This is a genomic window from Bythopirellula goksoeyrii, assembly GCF_008065115.1.
Taxonomy (GTDB): Bacteria; Planctomycetota; Planctomycetia; order Pirellulales; family Lacipirellulaceae; genus Bythopirellula; species Bythopirellula goksoeyrii.
Genome location: NZ_CP042913.1, coordinates 1507052 through 1525559, shown reverse-complemented (window position 1 = coordinate 1525559; position 18508 = coordinate 1507052). Strand labels below are relative to the sequence as shown.

Genomic DNA, 18508 nt, shown 5'->3' with positions numbered 1-18508 from the left:
ATTAGATTTACGTGCAGGATGATGGAAGTATGAAGTAAAAGGTTAAAATCTAGTTTCCGCTTCTCGGTTTACAAGTCACTCAGCAACTCACTGTTCATCCACGCCAAGTAATCTTCACTTGCCTCGATTATAGGCAAAGCGATAATCTTGGGGCACTTGTAGGAGTGTGATTTCCGTATCGCATCAGCGACCTTGTTGAATAACGACTCGCGTGTCTTGAACAGGCAGTGCCACTCTTTATCTTCCTCCACTTGGCCCTTCCAGTGATAGATGCTACTGACCGGACCGATGATGTGGGCACATGCGACCAGGCGCTGCTCTACGAGCCCCCGAGAAATCTGCTGGGCTTCTGCCTCAGACGCGGTTGTGGTGTCAATTTGGATGAAGGAAGTCATCTCACTATCATATCAGAATTTTTCTCGGCATAAAACTGTCGGGCGACCTGGGTGACGTGGAACGGCAACCATTTGCTGCGAGTGTAAGTAGCATGACCAGCCAAGTGGTGAGGCGCAAACCAATGACCGTCGTGGTAATCGACCAACAGCGTCGTGCCCTCATCGGGAACCCTATGACCCCGCATCCAGCGGGAGAGTCTCCACTCGGGTTGAAGGCCCTGCTCAAGCACCTTCTTGAGTCGCAAATCAGCGAGCAAAGTCCGCACGGCCAAAGGATTTGGAATAAGATTCGTGCCAGCGATACCTAGTTGATGAATGTAATCGCCTTCTTTGGCTTTGAGAAAACGCGGCAGGTGCAGAGGGAATCCTGTTCGATGAACGGGCTGCTGCGGAGTGGGGCGGTGATTCACAAAATGTAGCAGCTTGCTGTAGCCGGCAGTGTCCCAGCCATAGCGGATCGGTGTGCCAAAGGTGACGATGTCGAGAGCCAATCGCCGGAGTGGGTGCTGTGCGTCATTGAGCAACTGGCGTGCCTGCTCCCAGTCAGGCCGGTCAGTTTCTTCACTCCACCAAGGGCTAAAGAATGTCCGAGTCGCGTCAAAGAACTGATTTCGTGTCTCTTGGTTCGCGGCGAGAAGATTCGTTAGGATCGCCAACACATTGCCCCCATGACTGTGACCCCAGAGCATTACTCGGGATGGGTCGCTGCTTTCATCTGCCGTTGGCAAGTCTTCAGCGAGACGAGCCAATTCACAAATCAATCGAACAGCTCCATCTGCACGAGCGATGTGGTTGTTTTGACTTGACCAATGAAAGAGTCGCACAGCAGTGGTGCGGCCTGTGCCAACCGTTAGGCCCTTTTGGAATGTGGCCGCATACTGGGAAGTGTAATTGCCTGTTTCACCAGCGACGACATCAATAAACCCCTTAGTCATTCGACGGATTCTTTCGCTCAGCCAGGGCGAAAATCTGCGAAGCTCCGTCAATAGCCCCAGTACATCATTCCCGGTGTAGGTGCCATGCACCAAATACGTGGCGGCCAGATTGACTTTTGCCATTGGCACGCAGGCCGTGGCGAGTCGTTCGTCGAAGTCCGCCGAAGAAGGAAGTGCCTCCTCGGCTTCATGCACGACATAGTAGGGCGCTACAGGTGGTGTCGCCCGATAGGGTTGATGTCGAAAACGGTTATCTTGCGGCATGGCATTGATACGGAGCGTTGTCTACTTGGATCCTTTCGTGGCCCCGATTGTTATCGGTTTTGGCTTCGAGGTAAACGCGAACTACGAGATCGCTGGACGGGCAGGGATTGATTTTCTTTCAGTTGGGTTACAATAGGTTTTTCTGATCCCGTCGGCATTGCACACTCTGAATATCAATTTCTCCATGATCTTTCTCCTTTCTGCCCGGCAGATTTCTGGACTGGTGCTCGGCTGCCTGCTGGCGGGAATGGCTCTGTGGTGTGCCGCGGATTGGTATGTCGCCTATCCGAGGGACGCCCGACCAAAGTATGTTGGGCACGACTCCTGCATCCGTTGCCACCAAGATCAGCAGCGCAGCTGGCAAGGCTCTGACCACGATCGGGCGATGGAACTTCCCACGAATGATTCCGTGCTCGGCGATTTTGACGATGCTGAATTCACGCGCCACGGCATCACAACACGCTTCTTCCGTCAGGATGACAAGTTCATGGTCAACACTGAAGGGCCAGATGGTGAGATGCATGACTATGAGATCAAGTACACCTTCGGAGTCAGGCCATTGCAACAGTATATGGTCGAGTTTGACGACGGTCGATTGCAGGTACTCACCATTTCATGGGACTCGCGCAAGAACGAGTGGTTCATGGTAACTCCCCCAGACGTACCGCACGAACGCATCCTGCCAGGTGATCCGCTGCACTGGACTGGAATGGCGCAAAACTGGAACACCATGTGTGCAGAATGCCATTCGACCAATCTGGAGAAGAAATTTGATCTCGCAACCAACACGTATCACACGACCTATACGGATATCGACGTAAGCTGCGAAACGTGCCATGGGCCGGGAAGCATGCATGTGGAGATGGCCGAAAGTCATTCTCTGTTTTGGGATCGCCACCGCGGCTTTGGTTTGGAAGATCTCAAAGGTGCCACCGCCACGCAACAGGTGGAAACGTGTGCCCCATGCCATTCGCGACGTTCCCCTTTGCATGTGAATCTGCATGACGGCGAAACGTTTCTCGATCACTACAACCCCTCACTGATTGAACCGGGGCTCTACTATCCCGACGGACAAATACTCGACGAGGTGTACGTCTACGGTTCCTTCTTGCAAAGTAAGATGTACTCCAAGGGGGTGCGCTGCACCGATTGCCACAATCCACATACGCTTGAACTGAAGTTCGAAGGGAACCGGCTTTGTGCCCAATGCCATCAACCGGGCAAGTACGACACGCCCAACCACCATCATCATACCGACTTGGCGGCAACTCAATGCGTCAACTGCCATATGCCTGCGCGAACTTATATGGGAGTCGACGACCGGCGTGATCATAGTCTGCGCATTCCGCGTCCCGATCTGAGCGACGAACTGGGGACGCCCAACGCGTGTACCACTTGCCACACGCGTCCTGAGGAAACCAATGCCTGGGCAGCACAAGCGATTCGTTATTGGTATGGTGACAAGCGGCCAGATGACCCACATTATGGCCCTACTCTGTTGGCGGCCCAACTTGGCAAGCCCGAGGGAGTGAATCTCATTCGCGAGTTGCTGCGAGGAAATCCCCCACGGCCCGACATTGTGCGCGCCACGGCTGTCCAGTTGCTAGGACAATATGGTACTCAGGAATCCGACACCATTTGCCGAGAACATCTGGACGACGAGAGCCCCCTAGTTCGCGCCGCCGCAACGCAGGCATTGTCTGAGACTTCCTTGACGACCTTCGTCCTCGAAGTTGCTGGGCAACTGAACGATCCGATTCGACTGGTGCGCTTTGCGGCAGCTCGGCGATTGATAGGAGCGGCGGCTCAATTGCTCGACCCGAAGTATCGTGAGTCACTCGACAAAGCTATTGCAGAGTATCGACAGGCGCAGGAAATGGTTCTGGATCGGGCGGCGTCGCATTTGAACTTGGCGTCGCTCAACCACGCCCTGGGAGAAGAACTCGTGGCGCAGGAGGAACTTGCGACGGCTATTCGCCTGGAGCCCTATCTCACTGGTCCGCGCGACCAGTTGGCTGAATTACTCCAGCGCGCCGGAGGGGATCCTGCCGAGATCAACCGACTTCGTACGGAGGAAGTCGAGAATCTTACGCGAGACGCCAAGCTCTTGCCAAAAAATGACCAAATTCGTTACCGTCAAGGCATGCTGCTGTACTTACTCGGCCGTAAGAAGGAAGCCCGCGAGTCGTTTGAAGCAGCTTGTGAGTTGAGGCCAGATTCATACGAGAACTGGCTGGCCTTGGCACTCTTGTGTGAAAACCAAAGTTCCTGGCAACGCGCCTACGAAGCATTAGAGAAGATGCATGAACTGCGTCCGGGCGATCCGGCAATACGAGGCATTCTCCAGAATATTCAACAGAAGGAAGCCGCGGAGAAGAAAAAGACAGAGGAGTGAAATGTCATTCTGTAGGCCGGGACGAGCGACGCGAGTTCCGTCCTACGAGTTTAGATTTACGAAATGGAAATAAGATGCGAACCTTTATTTGTCTCTTACTGTTTTTCTTAATCAACCTAGGAAGCGTCATGGCGATTGAAAAGCTGCGGCTCCTGATTGTCGATGGGCAAAATAACCACGATTGGAAAGTCACAACCCCAATTCTTGAGAGGTACTTTGCCGACAGTGGACGTTTCGATGTTGAGGTGGAGACCTCCCCTCCTGAGGGACATGACATGAGCGGCTTTCAGCCGAAGTTTGCCGACTACGATGTGGTAGTGAGCAATTACAACGGCGAAACCTGGTCGGAGACGACCGAGAAAGCCTTTCAAGCCTACGTCTACGGCGGAGGGGGATTCGTTTCGGTCCACGCCGCTGACAATGCTTTTCCCGATTGGCCAGAGTACAACGAAATCGTAGGGCTCGGCGGCTGGGGTGGCCGAAGTGAGAAATCTGGGCCCTATGTCTACGTGAAGGATGGCGAGTTGGTGCGTGATGCGTCCGCCGGGCGGGGCGGCAACCATGGCCAGCAACATGAGTTCCAAGTGACAACTCTTGACCAAGAGCATCCCATCATGAAGGGGATCCCAACCATTTGGCTGCACACGCAAGATGAACTCTACGAACAACTTCGCGGACCAGCGAATAATCTGGAAGTTCTTGCAACAGCCTATGCTGACCCGAAATACGGCGGCACAGGTCGTGCCGAACCTATGTTAATGACCATCACCTATGGTGATGGCCGTGTGTTTCACACGGTCCTCGGCCACGCTGACTATTCAATGAACTGCGTGGGCTTTCTGACGACCCTCCTTCGCGGAACCGAATGGGCCGCGACCGGAGAGGTAACGATCCCCGTGCCGGAGAATTTCCCAACGGCGGAGAAGACGTTGATGGTGGAGTGAAAGAGATGCACCTACTCAGTACACAAAAAAACCCCGGGAGCACTCTCCCGGGGCATTGCTTTACTTATCGCTAAGCAGGCACTTAGCCGCGGACTTTGACGTCCCCGCGACGGGTGACCACGACCTTCACCTCATGACCACAACAGGGCCAGCAGTAGGTACCGATCTGGCGACCCAACAGTCCACTTCTCCAGCAGACGGTCGGTGCCTCAGTGCAGCAACCTGGCACGCACACACAGACGGTCGTCGAGCAACAGCTGCATGGTGGCTGGACACATAGGGTGGTTTGGATAGGTGCTGGTGGACAGCAACATGGATTGCCCGCTTGGACATTGTCGCTTGAAACAACCAACGAGCCGACGACCAACAAAGCCACCGCAACTACAGAATGCAAACGCATCATCTCTAAATTCTCCCCTCTTGAACATTCGGAACAACGCAGACATCAAGCCGAAGCCACTGTCTGCCAACTATCCTCAATTCTAGGAGACGCCGAATCGCTCGCAACTGGGAGAATGGAGAAAAAGAGATATTTAGGCTAAATGAGGTGAAAAAACACCATAATCGCCCCGAAAATCGTCACGTATTTGCTCGATCTGAAAAGCGGGTGAGGGGAATCGAACCCCCGCCTAAAGCTTGGGAAGCTTTCATTCTACCATTGAACTACACCCGCATGCGGCATACTCCATTTTATCGCAAGCCTGGCGAACCGCAATTGGGGGAGGGGGCTGGGGACTGGGAAGCGACAGAAATGAGAACGCTTATGCATAGAGAAAGGCCGGATGGATGCCCAAGTGCATGTCGCACATACCAGGAGCAGGATACTGCTTGCCTCGGGCACACTAGCCGAAGCGGCAGGCGGGTTGGTGTCATACTGGGCCTGCCAAAGAGTCAAATCCGTTCCACTCAAGTGACCAGGAGACAGGCCGCGTTGCCACCCGAGAAAATCTTCCCCGTCGACATCACCGTCGTTATCGAAATCAGCGGTATCGAGTGAGGCATTCAGAACCAAGGTGGAAACACTGTAAGCAGGCATCTCATAGTGGAACGCGTTTACGAGATCAATGGAGATCGTGCCAACGCTTACCGGATTAGAAGTTGCGTTGGTTAGCTGGTACACATCTGCGGAGTCAAAGCGGACATCGCTGGTTAACGAGACGGCAGCATCGAGTGGTTGATCGGTGCGATTGATGGCTACCACAATCATCCGGCTGGGATCGTCTGCATCGATACTGGCACAAATGGCCGACTCCGAAATCATGTCGGTGTTCGAGTCAACTATTGTGTCGCCAAATGCCCCTCCGGAACCATCGAAATCGAGATACATCTTGAAGGCTCCCGAGGCGAATTGCGATTGAGAGTCGCCGTGCAAATTCCACATATTGGCAGCAAATACTTCTTCGCTAGCAAACACTCCCAAGGCGTCTGCCTGGGCAATCGCACCCGAGATGTGATTGGTGCCACCCTTCTCATATCAAATTCGATTCCATACTCCAGGAGAAGTATTCAAGGTGTAGTTCTTGCCGAAGCCGGTTTAGCGTACCAGTCGCGCAGCACCTTCTCTGCTGATTTTCCGTAAATGCAAAAGCCTCGACTATCGGCTGCGTCGGATTCGGAATAGAGGCGGGCGGGCCAGTCCCACCAGGTAAAGCCCATGAACCAGGGTTCATCCCAAAATACTTCCAACATGCCTTGGTAGTAGTTCGATTGCTCCTCCATGTCTACAGGGCTTTCCATATTTGCATCAGGATGTGACCAAGGATAGCGCGCAGCTCCTCTTACGCTGGTAACCCCAGTTTCAATGAACAGAATCGGTTTTTGAAACTTGCTGCTAATCTCAGCCAATTCCCGCTTAACGATGTTCAACGTAGCGACAATATCCGCTTTGCTGGTTGTTTGCTTGATTGCCTCTTCCAGCGATTCGTCAGTCGGCGGGGGAACCGGGTAATAAGCACTAGTGCTGATGACATCAACGGCACTCCACCAAGCCAGTTCGCTTTCACGGCCATGATTGGCGTTGTAAGTGAGGAAGCCACTGTATATTTCCCGGATGTCCTCGATGACTTTATTCCAACGTTCCACATCTTCTTCGGTGGAGTTCATTTCGCAGCCTAAGCAGAAAAGTTCAACCTGCTCGTCTTCGGCAATTTTGGCGTAATGCTCTAAGAATCCTGCGAAATTCTTCCACCATACGTCCCATTGCTTCTCGTCTCGCACCATTCCCTCACGCATCCCAGGTTCATCTCCCCAAGGATCGTATTCACCATGGATGCCTTCCGATTTTTCCTCCTCCGTTACTGGTCTATAAAAACGGATCCACGCCCTCCAAATACTATCGCGGCTATTCACTACGGGTTTCAGGATGACTTTGAGGCCCAATTCTCGGGCCATTGCGATCGCAGTGCGGATTTCCTCGTCGGACACCATGTAGGGATTCTTTTTTGACCAATTAAATTCGGGGTCGTCGTAGGAACGCATAGTAGTTGCAAAGGAAATGCAAACCCAATCGCAGCCCATATCAGCCATTTTCTTCATGGAGTTCTTCGCATGCTTCGAAGCGTAAGCTCCACGGTAGCCATCCCACCCCCAGGTATAGCCTTTCAGAAAACCGAGGGTACTCGGATCACGATTCTCTTGGGCGTCCACTCGGATTGAGCAGCAGAGGATGAGTATCGTCAGACAGACCCGAGCTGCCCAACCAAGGGTTGGCATGAAACTGTTTCTCATGATCGCATTTCCTCTCCGGAGTGTTTTAGTGGTCGTAGCCGATTTCAATGCGAGAAATCTGGAAGATGTGTCCTTCGGCGTCTGAAGTATCTTGCTCAGCAGCTGACGTGTTCTTGAATCGTACAAATCTGAATGTCTCGTTCGCAAGTGTTGCTTCCAATAATACGGGCTGTAGATAGCCATAGTTTCCCGCATCTCGATCGGTAGTCGCACGAGTTGTATCCACTGGTTCATAAGAAATGCCGTCAGAGGAAACAGCTATTTCGCAAAGTGGAACTGCAGAATTGCTAAATAAGAATGCCCGGATGCTGCCAACAGATTTCGGCAACCGATAGACTATAGAACCCCCAGGACCAAGTTCTTGGCGATGAATATCTTCCTGCACTCGCCTGGGCTGATCCTGGCGTCGCTGGATGGGTCCTTCGGTTTGGTGAATCAGGTTGTCGGTTTCCATCTCGTCCACCAGTAACATGTGATCGGCCACGATTGGCCCCACCACATTGGATGGTTCGGATTCGCCAATAGAGTTCTTAGCAATCACGCGATAGAAGTACTGGCCGTCTTTCTCGATACTGGTATCGGCGAAGAGCGGACGATATTGCACCGCGGCGTCACTAATATTCTGTCCCACAGTTTTCCAGGGACCCTTGGCGCTGGACGATCGTTGGACGTCATAGCCACTTGCCCCGGAAGAACCTCGCCAAGAAATGCGTCCAGGGTGTTCAATGGGAAGCAAGTGCGGTGCCGACGGAGAAGCAAGGGCTGGTGGATCCAGGCCCTGGATGCGATAGGCACTTTCTCGGACCATCTCAAGCAGGGCCGTCTCTTCATACCCATCGCCAGAAGGGAAGCCTGGCCAATGATAGGCTTTAAATAGATTCTCTCCGGCAGGTTCGTCATGCCAGTAGAAGCCGCCATCGCGACTATGAAACCGCAAACTCCACAGCAAGGCTCCAGAGATGTTGTTTTCTACTACTGCATCCAGAACCTGCTCTATCTCCGCAGCAGGAACAAAGCCAAATTCGCCGACGAAATAGGGCTTCTTTCCCTTCGTCATCTCACGGGCCTTGAGGATTGGCTTAACAAATCCACCTCCCGCATTCGGATAATGATGCGTCGTAATAACATCGATGTTGGGGTCATCTAATGACTCCTGTCGCACTCCATGCAGGGAGTAGCCGTCAATCACCAAATGGTTGGAGTCAAGACTCTTGATATAGGCGGCAATGCGGCGTGTCCACTCGGGGGTGCTGTCCAATTCATTGCCGGTCTCCCAACCGAATATTGCCGGGTCATTCTTATAAGGAGTCCCTGTATAGGTATTCGTCCTCGAAAGCGTGAAGCGAATGGTTTCCTCAAAATCGCCGATCACTTCCTCGTCCGACCAGAAAGCTTCTGGCGGCTTATCACGAAACTGGGCGTACTCGGCACCACCACCCCACCATTTCCAATTATCAACAAACGGAATAATGACACGGATTCCCTTCTCGCCGGCAATCTGAAGCACCTTATCGAGCACTCGAAAGGCTTCTTCATTGAAATCGCCGGGGCCACGGACATGGACGTATTCTCCCATATCTGATCCTTCGCGGCGCACACTCAATACGTAGGTCCGCACCACCGTGCCACCCAGCTGCCGAATCGATTCGAGAGCATCCTCGATTTCAAATTCATTCGGCCACCGCCAAGGATTGGGGTCGGTGAACGAAAAGCTATCTTCGATCAAATGGAGATTGGGGATATTAAAAGAAATAAATCGAAACAACTGGTCTCCGTCATAGAGCTCGTCACCTTGACTGGAAAGAATATGGCGCACGGGACGAGCATCTTCGCCGGAAGCGAACTGCAGGGGCCCTCCAATGGCAGCAAGGAAGACGAGTACTCGTCGGAAATTCTTCATCGATCAACTCCGAACCAATAAAATTGTTAGGAACTCGACGGCATTCCATAGAGGTCTTCTCTGGAGCTCTCGTACGAGAGGTCGGCAGGGTAATCCTCTAGCTTGTCGTACCAATTAAACTTTAAAATGAGTGTAGTTACGAGAATCACGATGACCGAGATGACTAATGAACGATAATCCTGAATCACTATGTAAACCCCAGCTACGGCCAATGCAGTTTGCCATATCATGCCGACTGCAGTATTCAACCAATCTCGAGTCATAGATTGGTTCGCCACCGTTTCAGGGTGCTCTTGCGCCACCAGATCATGAATGGGCTTCCAGAAGCCCCACGGGCGAACCTTTCGGTAAAAGTTCTTTAAGACTTCAAGATCATCGATTGGTGTCAGCAGGCTGCCTGCGATACACCCAATGATTGATACGAGCAATATCACAGGAAAACCGTAGAGGGGCGTCACATCGGGCATCAACTGAGGTACGATCGCCGCGGAAGCGATTCCCGCTGCCATGCCCCAAAAGTAACCATAGCTATTAAAGCGCCACCAAAACCATTTGAGCACATTCGCAGCCGTGTATCCTCCATACAATGCAGCAACAATCCACTGCACGATGTCGTTGAGCGACTTGGTGAAGAAGCCGAAGGCCGTGCCGATGATCACGACCGCGATTGAAATTGCGTAGCTCATCCAGACATACGTTTTGCTACTGGCATCGGGGTTGATGTAGCGTTTATAGATGTCATTGACGACGTATGCCGGGGCGGCATTTACGGTTGCCGCATAAGTAGACATGAAGGCCGCCAGCAGGGCAGAAATCAGCAACCCGAGCAAGCCGACGGGGATGAATTCGCGCATTGCCAAAGGCAAAATGAGTTCGAAATCAATGTTGCTCCCCATCGCAGTTAATTCATCTGAAAAGTGGCACAATGCGAGCACCGTAAGTCCTGTGATCAACATGTATCGGGGCACCAAAAGCACAAGGCTCACGAAACCGCTCATCATAGCAGCTTCTCGTGGTGTACGTGCCGACAGAACCCTCTGCATGTCATAGTTCGGCGCCGGCCCTGCGAGGCTCTGCAAAACCCCCTTGAAGAGCATCAACATGAAGAAGATGGAGAACCATTCCCACCCGTCTGAGGCGATCTTGTCATTTGCTGCATCAAGAATACCGGTCCAATCGAGATCGAGTTTCCAGCCAAAGGAGAGATTTCGCCATCCCTCCGGTATCATTTGATCGAGTAGTTCGGGAGAGGTTTCCTGCATCGCGATGGCGCCAACCCAAACGCAGGCGACCGTCATGATGAAGAACTGCAGCACTTCGGTAAATACAACGCTAAACATGCCACCTTTTACGACATAAACCGTGGTCAGTGTGGTGATTATCAACCCATAAAGATTGACGTTGGTATCGGGATCCGTCGAAAGTTGCCAAGGGAGAAAAGACGCAGCGAATTTACCTATGCCGATGAATCCATACGCCAAGAATCCAATGACATTGATCAATGCAAAAAGCACCACGATCAAATGAGCAAGTTGAGCGCCACGGCCTTCCCCAAACCGAAAGCGAATCCACTCCGCACCGGTCATTACTCTCGAACGGCGCAGCCAGATCGAGAGAAACACCATCATGAAAATCTGATTAAAAGAGGGCCACAGCCAGGGAATCCAGATGCTCTTGAGCCCGTAGACGAAGAGCAGATAAACCATCCACATCGTACCACTGATGTCGAACATGCCCGAGGCATTCGAGAGCCCAAGTGCATACCAGGGGATCGTGTTCCCGCCCAGGAAATAGCTGTCGATGTTCTTCGAAGCACGTTTGGATATCCAGAACCCGATGAATACCGTGATTACGAGATAGCCAATAATTATTGCGGTGTCGATTGGGTGAAGCTTAAACATCGATCACCAGAAAAGAACGGATTATAAGCCAGCCAGACAAAGAGGAAGAGGACTGAGTTTTTGTGTGAGTGGATCAGCTACCACTCACTATCTAGAATACCGCTGAATTCGCTTTCGTAAATTCGACTAGTTCACTCAAATGGGCATACGCTAAACAGGAAGACGTATCTGCTGCCCCGTAATAAATCGCCACGCGATCCTGCTCGGAATCATGGAGAGCGGCGCAAGGAAATACCACGTTGGGCACATGGCCGGTAACTTCGTAATCGGCTTCGGGTGTGAGTACATGTTGGTTCGTGCGGTAAAGCACCTTCCACGGTTGGTCGAGATCCAACAGCGCGGCCCCCATGCTGTAGACAAAGCCGTTGCAAGTGTCCATCACGGCGTGATAGATCATCAACCAGCCGTCTTCGGTCTCGATAGGAATCGGTCCAGCGCCCACTTTGGTTCGCTGCCACCACTGGCCAACCTCTCCTCCACCACGACGCATCACCAAGCGATGCTTGCCCCAATGAATCATGTCGGGACTTTGGCTGACGTAAATGTCGCCAAACGGCGTGTGACCATCATCACTGGGCCGGCTCAACATGAAGAACTTGCCGTTAATCTTGCGAGGGAAGAGCACGCCATTGCGGTTGAAGGGCAAGAACGCATTGTCTATTTGTGTGAATTGCTGGAAGTCCTTCGTGGTGGCCACACTGATTGTGGGCCCGTTTTTGCCTCCACACCAAGTGACATAATAGGTATCATCGATCTTGCAGACACGCGGGTCGTAGGCGTAGTCGTCGGTAGAGACCACCTCAGGGTCGCCAGCATATTGAATCGGATTTGGCTCGATGTGCCAAACCAACCCATCTTCGCTCCAGCCGGCGTGAAGGTGGGGATAGCGTGATCGGAGCTCGACACGAAATACTCCTGCAAAGCCGTCTCCGTAGGGAACGACGGCACTGTTGTAGATTCCTTGCGCACCTGGGATATAGTGCCGACCAATCACAGGGTTATCTGAATGGCGCCATACGACGTCCTTGCAACCAGCAGGTCGCTGCTGCCAAGGAATCGAGACTGCAGAGCTTGACTGCCCTAATGAAACCATGAATGGCTTTTTCTCCAGGGTACCCAAGGCATTCCCGTTGTCGGTTTCAAGATGGCCGGCCTGGTTTGTCATAAAGAATACCTATCTATCGATTGGATCAACAAACGTTTGAAATGGGTGACAAGAAAAGGGAACGTGTCGGTCTGTTTCCAGCTTACACAGCAATTCCCGTTTCTTCAAGTAGTTGAGCATGCCCTGGAGAGAAGTTTTCCTTGACCCAAGGTGGGCCTGAGTAGGCTGGCGAAAAATCATGGACTCCACCACTCACCCCGGTCGAAGTTTTCGGCGGAGTTGCTAAGTCGGCTCTTTCAGAGGATCATGGCGATTGAGTGTCTCCCTTGTTGGAAGAAGAAACGGTGATTTGAATAATATGGCTGGTTCTACTGCCCCACGACTAAAAGACGTCGCCCAAGCGGCCAATGTTTCCATGAGTGCTGCCTCGCGAATCCTGCGGGGAGAAAGCGACCGTTTTGGCGAGGAAACTTGCCAGCGCGTCTTGGAAGCGGCCCGCCAGCTCGGTTGGCGGCGAAATCTGTTGGTCAATGGAATGCAAACCGGCCGTACCAAGATGATCGGCGTCATGATTCCTCCTTTTGACTCGTTCTGGGTGGATGTCTTAGCGGGGATTCACTTAGTGCTGGCAGCAGCCGATTATCTCCCCATCACGGTTTGGGTGGGCGATTGCCAAGAGATCCCTCACTTCGAAAAAGGGGATGAACAGGGACTGGAGCAAATCAGCCGCTTGCTTGATCGCCGTGTGGATGGCCTCATCCTCTGGCCCTCCTTCGCTGTGGCCTACTATGGCCATTTCCGCGAACTTATCGAACGTCGAGTACCCGTCGTGGTCATCGATCATGAGTACTCTGAAGATCAAATCGCCGACTCAATTGAAACTGACGAGCAGCGATCTGCCAAAGCAGTAGCAGAGCACCTAATCTCACTTGGCCATGAGAACATCGCCTGTTTTTCTTCTCGTGAAACGGCTTGGCAGGCATGGGCCGTACGCCGTCGAGAGTTCTTTGAGAAGGCCGTTGCCGACCTCAAAGGGGTCAAAGTCAAGAGCTGGCGACTCAATCAATGGGGCTCCAATGGCGTAGAAGTCGCCGAAGAAATCCTCACCCAGGATCCCCGACCGACAGCGGTTTTCACGGTGACGGATCATGAAGCCCTCTATATTTACGAGGCTGCTGCCAGTCTCGGCATCCGTATTCCTGAAGATCTTTCGGTCGTAGGGTTTGCAGACCTCGATTTTGCGGCAGCCCTGCAACCACCACTGACTACCATGCGTCAGCGTCCCAAAGAGATCGGCCGCCGGGCTGCCCAGCTTGTGCTGGATCGACTAGACGGAGATTTCGCTGATAATCCACCTACCACCGTTCGGGTAGGTGCGGAGTTGATAGTGCGCGGTTCGACTCAGCATTCCTGACACAACGGGATGCTCCCTGAACCGAACTTCTTGGCCGCTCCATCCTGGAGACATTCGGCTTACCCTGCAAAGACTTGATCGGGGACGCATGCATCCGGAAGAGGTGAATCGATTATCTCAAATCACCTAGCGTCTGATTGTGAAATGTTACAGCTTTGCGGAAAAAAATATCTGATTCGAAAGTTCAATTAGTTGACATGGCCGTTGCACGGTGAGTAGAATAGAGACAGTTCAAGTAGTTGAATCACTGTTTTGGCGGCAATTCTATTGAAATGAAGCTTTTCCTGACGTGCAGGTCAACCTGCGTGTCGTTTCTGGTTTTTTCCTTATTGGAGGGTGTCTAATGAGTCGCATCAGGTTATCAGCAGTATTTCTCGTCGCTGCATTGGCAGCTTGTTCCAGTTCCTGGGCTCAGTCGCCTAGCGTTCTCTATACTTGGGATGGGGCAGCGAATATTGAAGATTGGAAGAAAAACTTTGGCACTAACGACGTCCTTCTAGACAACAACATTGCTGGCCAATTAAGAATCATCGAAATAGGTGCGCCAGGTGAAGATGTAGCCATAAGCGATGGGTCCAACAGGCGATTTGAGTCTTCAACAGCTGGCGGCGGTTTGGATTTAACTGGTTTGGATTTTCTTGAATTTGATCTGGGGCACAATGGCCTGGGAAATGTCGACGTGCAGTTCTATATCCAGGGATCACTAGGTTTCACTTATGTTTCACTCGGTCCCGATGTAGCTGTCACGCCCGGGGTTAGTACTTATCAGCTACCCTTAGCCGGCTTGACGTTCGAACAGCAAGTCTACATCCGGACTGTCGGATTCAACATCCGCGATCATGCGGGTGAAGGCAATCTAGTTTGGACCGTTGAAGAGGTTCGAAGCGCTGGAACACCTCTGACAGTTCGTGATTTAGCAACTCATGACCTTGGTTCATCCGACAACGGTTTGCAAGGCGTGTTCGCTAACTTTGATCAAGGTGCAATCATTGGAAATGATGGAGCCCAAAACCAAACTGGTTTTTCGCACAATGCCAGCCTTGGTTCTTTACAGTGGACGGACCAAGGTGATCACGGTGTAGGTGACACTAGCGGAGCAGCAATTGCCTATGGAAACGGCACTGTTTTCAATGGCAGTTCCTTTAATGAACGACTCACGGATCTCTCAAATTATGACTTTGTGACATATAGAGTTTCTGCTACGGACCCCACAGGTGGTGGTGGCTCCGTTGACGTGCAAGCCTATTATCAAACGGGGTCGGGTTTCTCCTACCAGGCAGCGGGGGATTTGACACTGCCAATCGATGGCACCTTTTACGATTTGAAGTATCCGTTGGCTGGCGTAACCGATCGTAGCAATGTGCAGTTTAGTGGTCTTAACCTAGCGTCCCACATGAACGACATTCAGATAAACATTGATTTGGTTCGTTATTCCACGATACCTGAACCGAGTTCGCTGGCGATCGTAGGAATTGCCGCAGTGTTGGCAGCATCAGACAGACGCAGGCGAACTATTTAGGGCTTTTGATTGATTACCATCAACCGGCAGGGAAATGCCTTTGCGAGCACTAAATCCGGTCCAAACAGATGGATTAGTTTCGGACCGGATGATGTATTGAGTTCGACTAGATTCCTTGAGCGATTCGTTTGACAAGTAGACTATTGTATCTGTTCCGAAGCCGATCCAGGCAAAAAACATTGAGGAGTGCATTGCCATGCAGGCATATTCAAAGAATTGGTTGTTTAGCAAATTAGTAGCGGTGATTGCTGTCGGGCTGTTATTTGCCTCGATTTCATCAACAACTCACGCTCAACTACTTTACTCTTTTGAGACTGGCTTGGACGATTGGGCGGCCACCGGATTTAGTAACTCTGATTTCATTAGCGTCGCCACTTCCACCATGGGAGCGACGGAAGGCTTACAGAGCCTGGCCGTCGAGACAGGACCTACATTTGGGTGGGATGTCAACGTAAGCGTTGGGCCTGGTGATACGAACGTGTACGGCGCCTTCAATGCTGTTGCGGCCGATCTCCAGCAGTACACACTCGATTTCGATGTCTCGATAACACCGGACAGTTTTGCCAACGTAACGAGCGCTGGCAATTTTTTCACGATTAATGTAGCGGCAAATAGCGATTCTCCCAATTTCCCCCAAGCTTTCAATGTATCTCCAAACTTGAACGGGCTCACCGGTACTTTTCCAATCAGTATTCCTATGAGCTCGCTACCCGTTGCCCAAAACTCTTCATTTTATCAATTGAACATTGGATCGAACAGCGATCACGTCAATGGTGGGGGAGGGGAAGGCGTGAAGTATTTTGTTGACAATATTCGGTTTACAGCGTTGCCTCAGTTAGAAGAAATAACTCTGTTTTCTTGGGAAACTCCAGACGATCCTGGAACCCCTGGAGTGAACGAGCAATTGGAAAATTGGACCAATGGATTCGGGCAACCTGGTCACATTCATTCAATTTCAACACTAGGTGCTACAGACGGAAGTTCATCTCTGCAAATTGATAGGCAATCTCATACAACGCCAAATTTTACTTGGGGAAGTCAGTTTGTACTTTCTTCTGATACTAATCCAGATCCAGAAATTGAGGACATCGATCCAACAATTCAAGGCCTAATCGACGAGATTGTCGGAAAAGTGAACGGAGGGCTTTCGGTCGCTTTCGACGTAAGGTTTGATGATCCTTTTCCCAATTCTCCAACCTTTACAAAATTTGGTGTCCATTTCTCCGATGACCAGGGCACTTTTTATGATGCTGAGGGATCAAGTTTCAATGGGAGTCCACCAATTGGAACGACGGGTACGGTGACAATCCCTCTTAGTTCAATGATCGACAACACCTCAGGATTAAGCCTGGAGGAGGCCGGCCTGAGCGTGGGCACGAACTTCCTTCGAATTGGTATTGCTTCCAATACTGATGGTGCCGGCATTTACCAGATTGACAACTTCCGGATTATTCGTGAGATCTCGAGTGAATCTGGTGATTTTGATAACGATGGAGACGTGGACGGAAATGATTTCCTCGTTTGGCAACGCGGCGGATCCCCTAATGGAATCAACTCGGGTGATTTGGCGATCTGGCAGGCTCAATATGGCGGGGCGCCACCAGTGGTAGCTAGTTCTCCCGTTCCCGAGCCAACATCATTCCTTCTGACGTTTGGTGCGTTTGCAGTGTTTATGTCCTGCAGGCGCAGAAAATGATCGTCACGGAGTTCGCGGAACGCATCGACACTGATTCATGCTTTGTCTAAGCCATGGAGCTGGAGAACGGATAGGATGATTTTTTCAAGACTGATAACTAGCGATCCTTGCAAGAGTCGCAATCGCCTTTTCTCCTACCGACCTGGATTTACCTTGGTCGAACTATTGGTAGTAATCGCTATCATCGGCGTCCTGGTAGCACTCTTGTTGCCCGCGGTTCAAGCCGCTCGCGAAGCGGCTCGTCGAACTCAGTGCCAAAACAATCTTAAGAATATCGCTTTGGCGATGATGACTTATGAATCGGCGAGAAAAACTTTCCCTTCTCCCGCCTACATGGTTCCCAATGCTTCCGCGCAGAACACCCTAACAGACAATATCCTCTACACAAATTGGTTGATCGAATTATTGCCACAGGTTGAAATGGCGAACTTGTATGATCGCATCGATGCGGAGTGGAACGTCGCATCGGCCGCAGATTCAAGACGTATCACGGATCCCGCCTCGAAGACGCCCAATGACGTGGAAGAAATAGCAACAGAGATCCCACTATTCTTGTGTCCAAGTGACAATGGCAGTGGGAATCCGTTTGTAGGCGGAATCAACAACCTAGAGTGGGCCCGCGGAAACTATGGCCTCAATGCTTATCAATACTGGGGAAATAACGAAAATAACAAGATTGCTTCCGGAGATCTTGGAGTAAGTGGAAGTAAACTTGCCGAGTTCCTCGACTATAATGTCGGCATGGGGCCAGTAGGTCCCGAAGGATATGCACTGAAACGGATTTCTGATGGGCTGAGCAATACAATCATGATTGGTGAGATGCGAGTTGGCCTCAGCCCCCGGGACCGTCGCGGAGTGTGGGCAATGGGAATGTGTGGCTCTAGTTTCCATTGCCGTCATGCGTCTGATGTGCTGGGAGCTGTGAACTCTTGCGGAGGTCATGATGACGACGTGCAGGGGGCAGCCGACATTATTGCCGACGTAGGCGAGTCAACATTGCGATCGCAATGCATGATGCCGGACAGTGGAGTCAATTCAAGTGGTGAATCGGTAGTCCGTAGCGTTCATGTCGGCGGTGCCTTTGTCGCCATGGCTGATGCCAGTGTCCGGTTCATCAGTGATTTTATTGACTCTGGAAATATCGTTGGCGGAGCTTGCATTGGCTGCAGCAGTCCCAATGACATACTCCAACAGAACTTCGGAATTTGGCAGAGATTGAATGTCTCGACGGATGGCCTGTCAACCGGCGTCATCGAATGATTACGTGAGACGACTAGTCGATCTTTCTGAATCTCTATCGAAGATGCCTGATC

At 51.6% G+C, this 18508-nt stretch carries 14 protein-coding genes and 1 tRNA gene; 6 read left to right on the top strand and 9 right to left on the bottom strand.

Annotated features, from left to right (window positions below; all coding sequences use genetic code 11):
* Positions 1-68 precede the first annotated feature (68 nt).
* Positions 69-395, bottom strand: a complete 327-nt coding sequence (gene cutA / locus Pr1d_RS06075) for a divalent-cation tolerance protein CutA (protein WP_148072697.1) — start codon at positions 393-395, stop codon at positions 69-71.
* Positions 392-1594, bottom strand: a complete 1203-nt coding sequence (locus Pr1d_RS06070; RefSeq protein WP_148072696.1) for a hypothetical protein — start codon at positions 1592-1594, stop codon at positions 392-394. The genes cutA and Pr1d_RS06070 overlap by 4 nt, the downstream gene beginning before the upstream one ends.
* 184 nt (positions 1595-1778) lie before the next feature.
* Between Pr1d_RS06070 and Pr1d_RS06065 the strand changes: the two genes are divergently transcribed.
* Positions 1779-3989 carry a HEAT repeat domain-containing protein gene (locus Pr1d_RS06065; protein ID WP_148072695.1) on the top strand — a complete coding sequence of 737 codons (2211 nt, stop codon included), beginning with the start codon at positions 1779-1781 and terminating at the stop codon, positions 3987-3989.
* A gap of 74 nt (positions 3990-4063) precedes the next feature.
* On the top strand, positions 4064-4933 hold the full coding sequence (locus tag Pr1d_RS06060; RefSeq protein ID WP_148072694.1) for a ThuA domain-containing protein: 870 nt from the start codon (positions 4064-4066) through the stop codon (positions 4931-4933).
* Between the two features lie 82 nt (positions 4934-5015).
* Here the strand turns inward: Pr1d_RS06060 and Pr1d_RS06055 are convergent, their stop codons facing one another.
* The 7 genes from Pr1d_RS06055 to Pr1d_RS06025 all read right to left on the bottom strand — a co-directional run bounded on the left by Pr1d_RS06055 (position 5016) and on the right by Pr1d_RS06025 (position 12626).
* A complete protein-coding gene (locus tag Pr1d_RS06055; RefSeq protein WP_148072693.1) occupies positions 5016-5336 on the bottom strand; it encodes a hypothetical protein in 321 nt (106 codons plus the stop codon).
* Positions 5337-5535: 199 nt separating this feature from the next.
* Positions 5536-5606, bottom strand: a tRNA-Gly gene (locus tag Pr1d_RS06050).
* Positions 5586-6347: a hypothetical protein gene (locus tag Pr1d_RS06045; RefSeq protein WP_148072692.1), complete on the bottom strand. Its 762-nt coding sequence runs from the start codon at positions 6345-6347 to the stop codon at positions 5586-5588. Before Pr1d_RS06045 ends, Pr1d_RS06050 begins: the two co-directional genes overlap by 21 nt.
* 92 nt (positions 6348-6439) lie before the next feature.
* Complete coding sequence (locus Pr1d_RS06040) at positions 6440-7660, bottom strand: glycoside hydrolase family 113 (RefSeq protein WP_148072691.1); 1221 nt, start codon at positions 7658-7660, stop codon at positions 6440-6442.
* Between the two features lie 25 nt (positions 7661-7685).
* Positions 7686-9560, bottom strand: a complete 1875-nt coding sequence (locus Pr1d_RS06035) for a cellulase family glycosylhydrolase (RefSeq protein ID WP_148072690.1) — start codon at positions 9558-9560, stop codon at positions 7686-7688.
* A gap of 26 nt (positions 9561-9586) precedes the next feature.
* Positions 9587-11461, bottom strand: a complete 1875-nt coding sequence (locus tag Pr1d_RS06030) for a sodium:solute symporter family protein (RefSeq protein ID WP_148072689.1) — start codon at positions 11459-11461, stop codon at positions 9587-9589.
* Between the two features lie 91 nt (positions 11462-11552).
* Positions 11553-12626 (bottom strand): glycoside hydrolase family 130 protein, encoded by a 1074-nt coding sequence (locus tag Pr1d_RS06025; protein ID WP_238476646.1) that lies wholly within the window; start codon positions 12624-12626, stop codon positions 11553-11555.
* Positions 12627-12924: 298 nt separating this feature from the next.
* Between Pr1d_RS06025 and Pr1d_RS06020 the strand changes: the two genes are divergently transcribed.
* From Pr1d_RS06020 to Pr1d_RS06005, 4 genes are all read left to right on the top strand, one after another.
* Positions 12925-13980 carry a LacI family DNA-binding transcriptional regulator gene (locus Pr1d_RS06020; RefSeq protein WP_148072688.1) on the top strand — a complete coding sequence of 352 codons (1056 nt, stop codon included), beginning with the start codon at positions 12925-12927 and terminating at the stop codon, positions 13978-13980.
* A gap of 343 nt (positions 13981-14323) precedes the next feature.
* Entirely contained in the window at positions 14324-15499 is a 1176-nt protein-coding gene (locus Pr1d_RS06015) for a hypothetical protein (protein ID WP_148072687.1), read from the top strand.
* A gap of 196 nt (positions 15500-15695) precedes the next feature.
* Positions 15696-17195: a PEP-CTERM sorting domain-containing protein gene (locus tag Pr1d_RS06010; protein WP_148072686.1), complete on the top strand. Its 1500-nt coding sequence runs from the start codon at positions 15696-15698 to the stop codon at positions 17193-17195.
* A 75-nt stretch (positions 17196-17270) separates the two neighbouring features.
* Positions 17271-18455 (top strand): DUF1559 domain-containing protein, encoded by a 1185-nt coding sequence (locus Pr1d_RS06005; protein WP_148072685.1) that lies wholly within the window; start codon positions 17271-17273, stop codon positions 18453-18455.
* Positions 18456-18508: the final 53 nt, after the last annotated feature.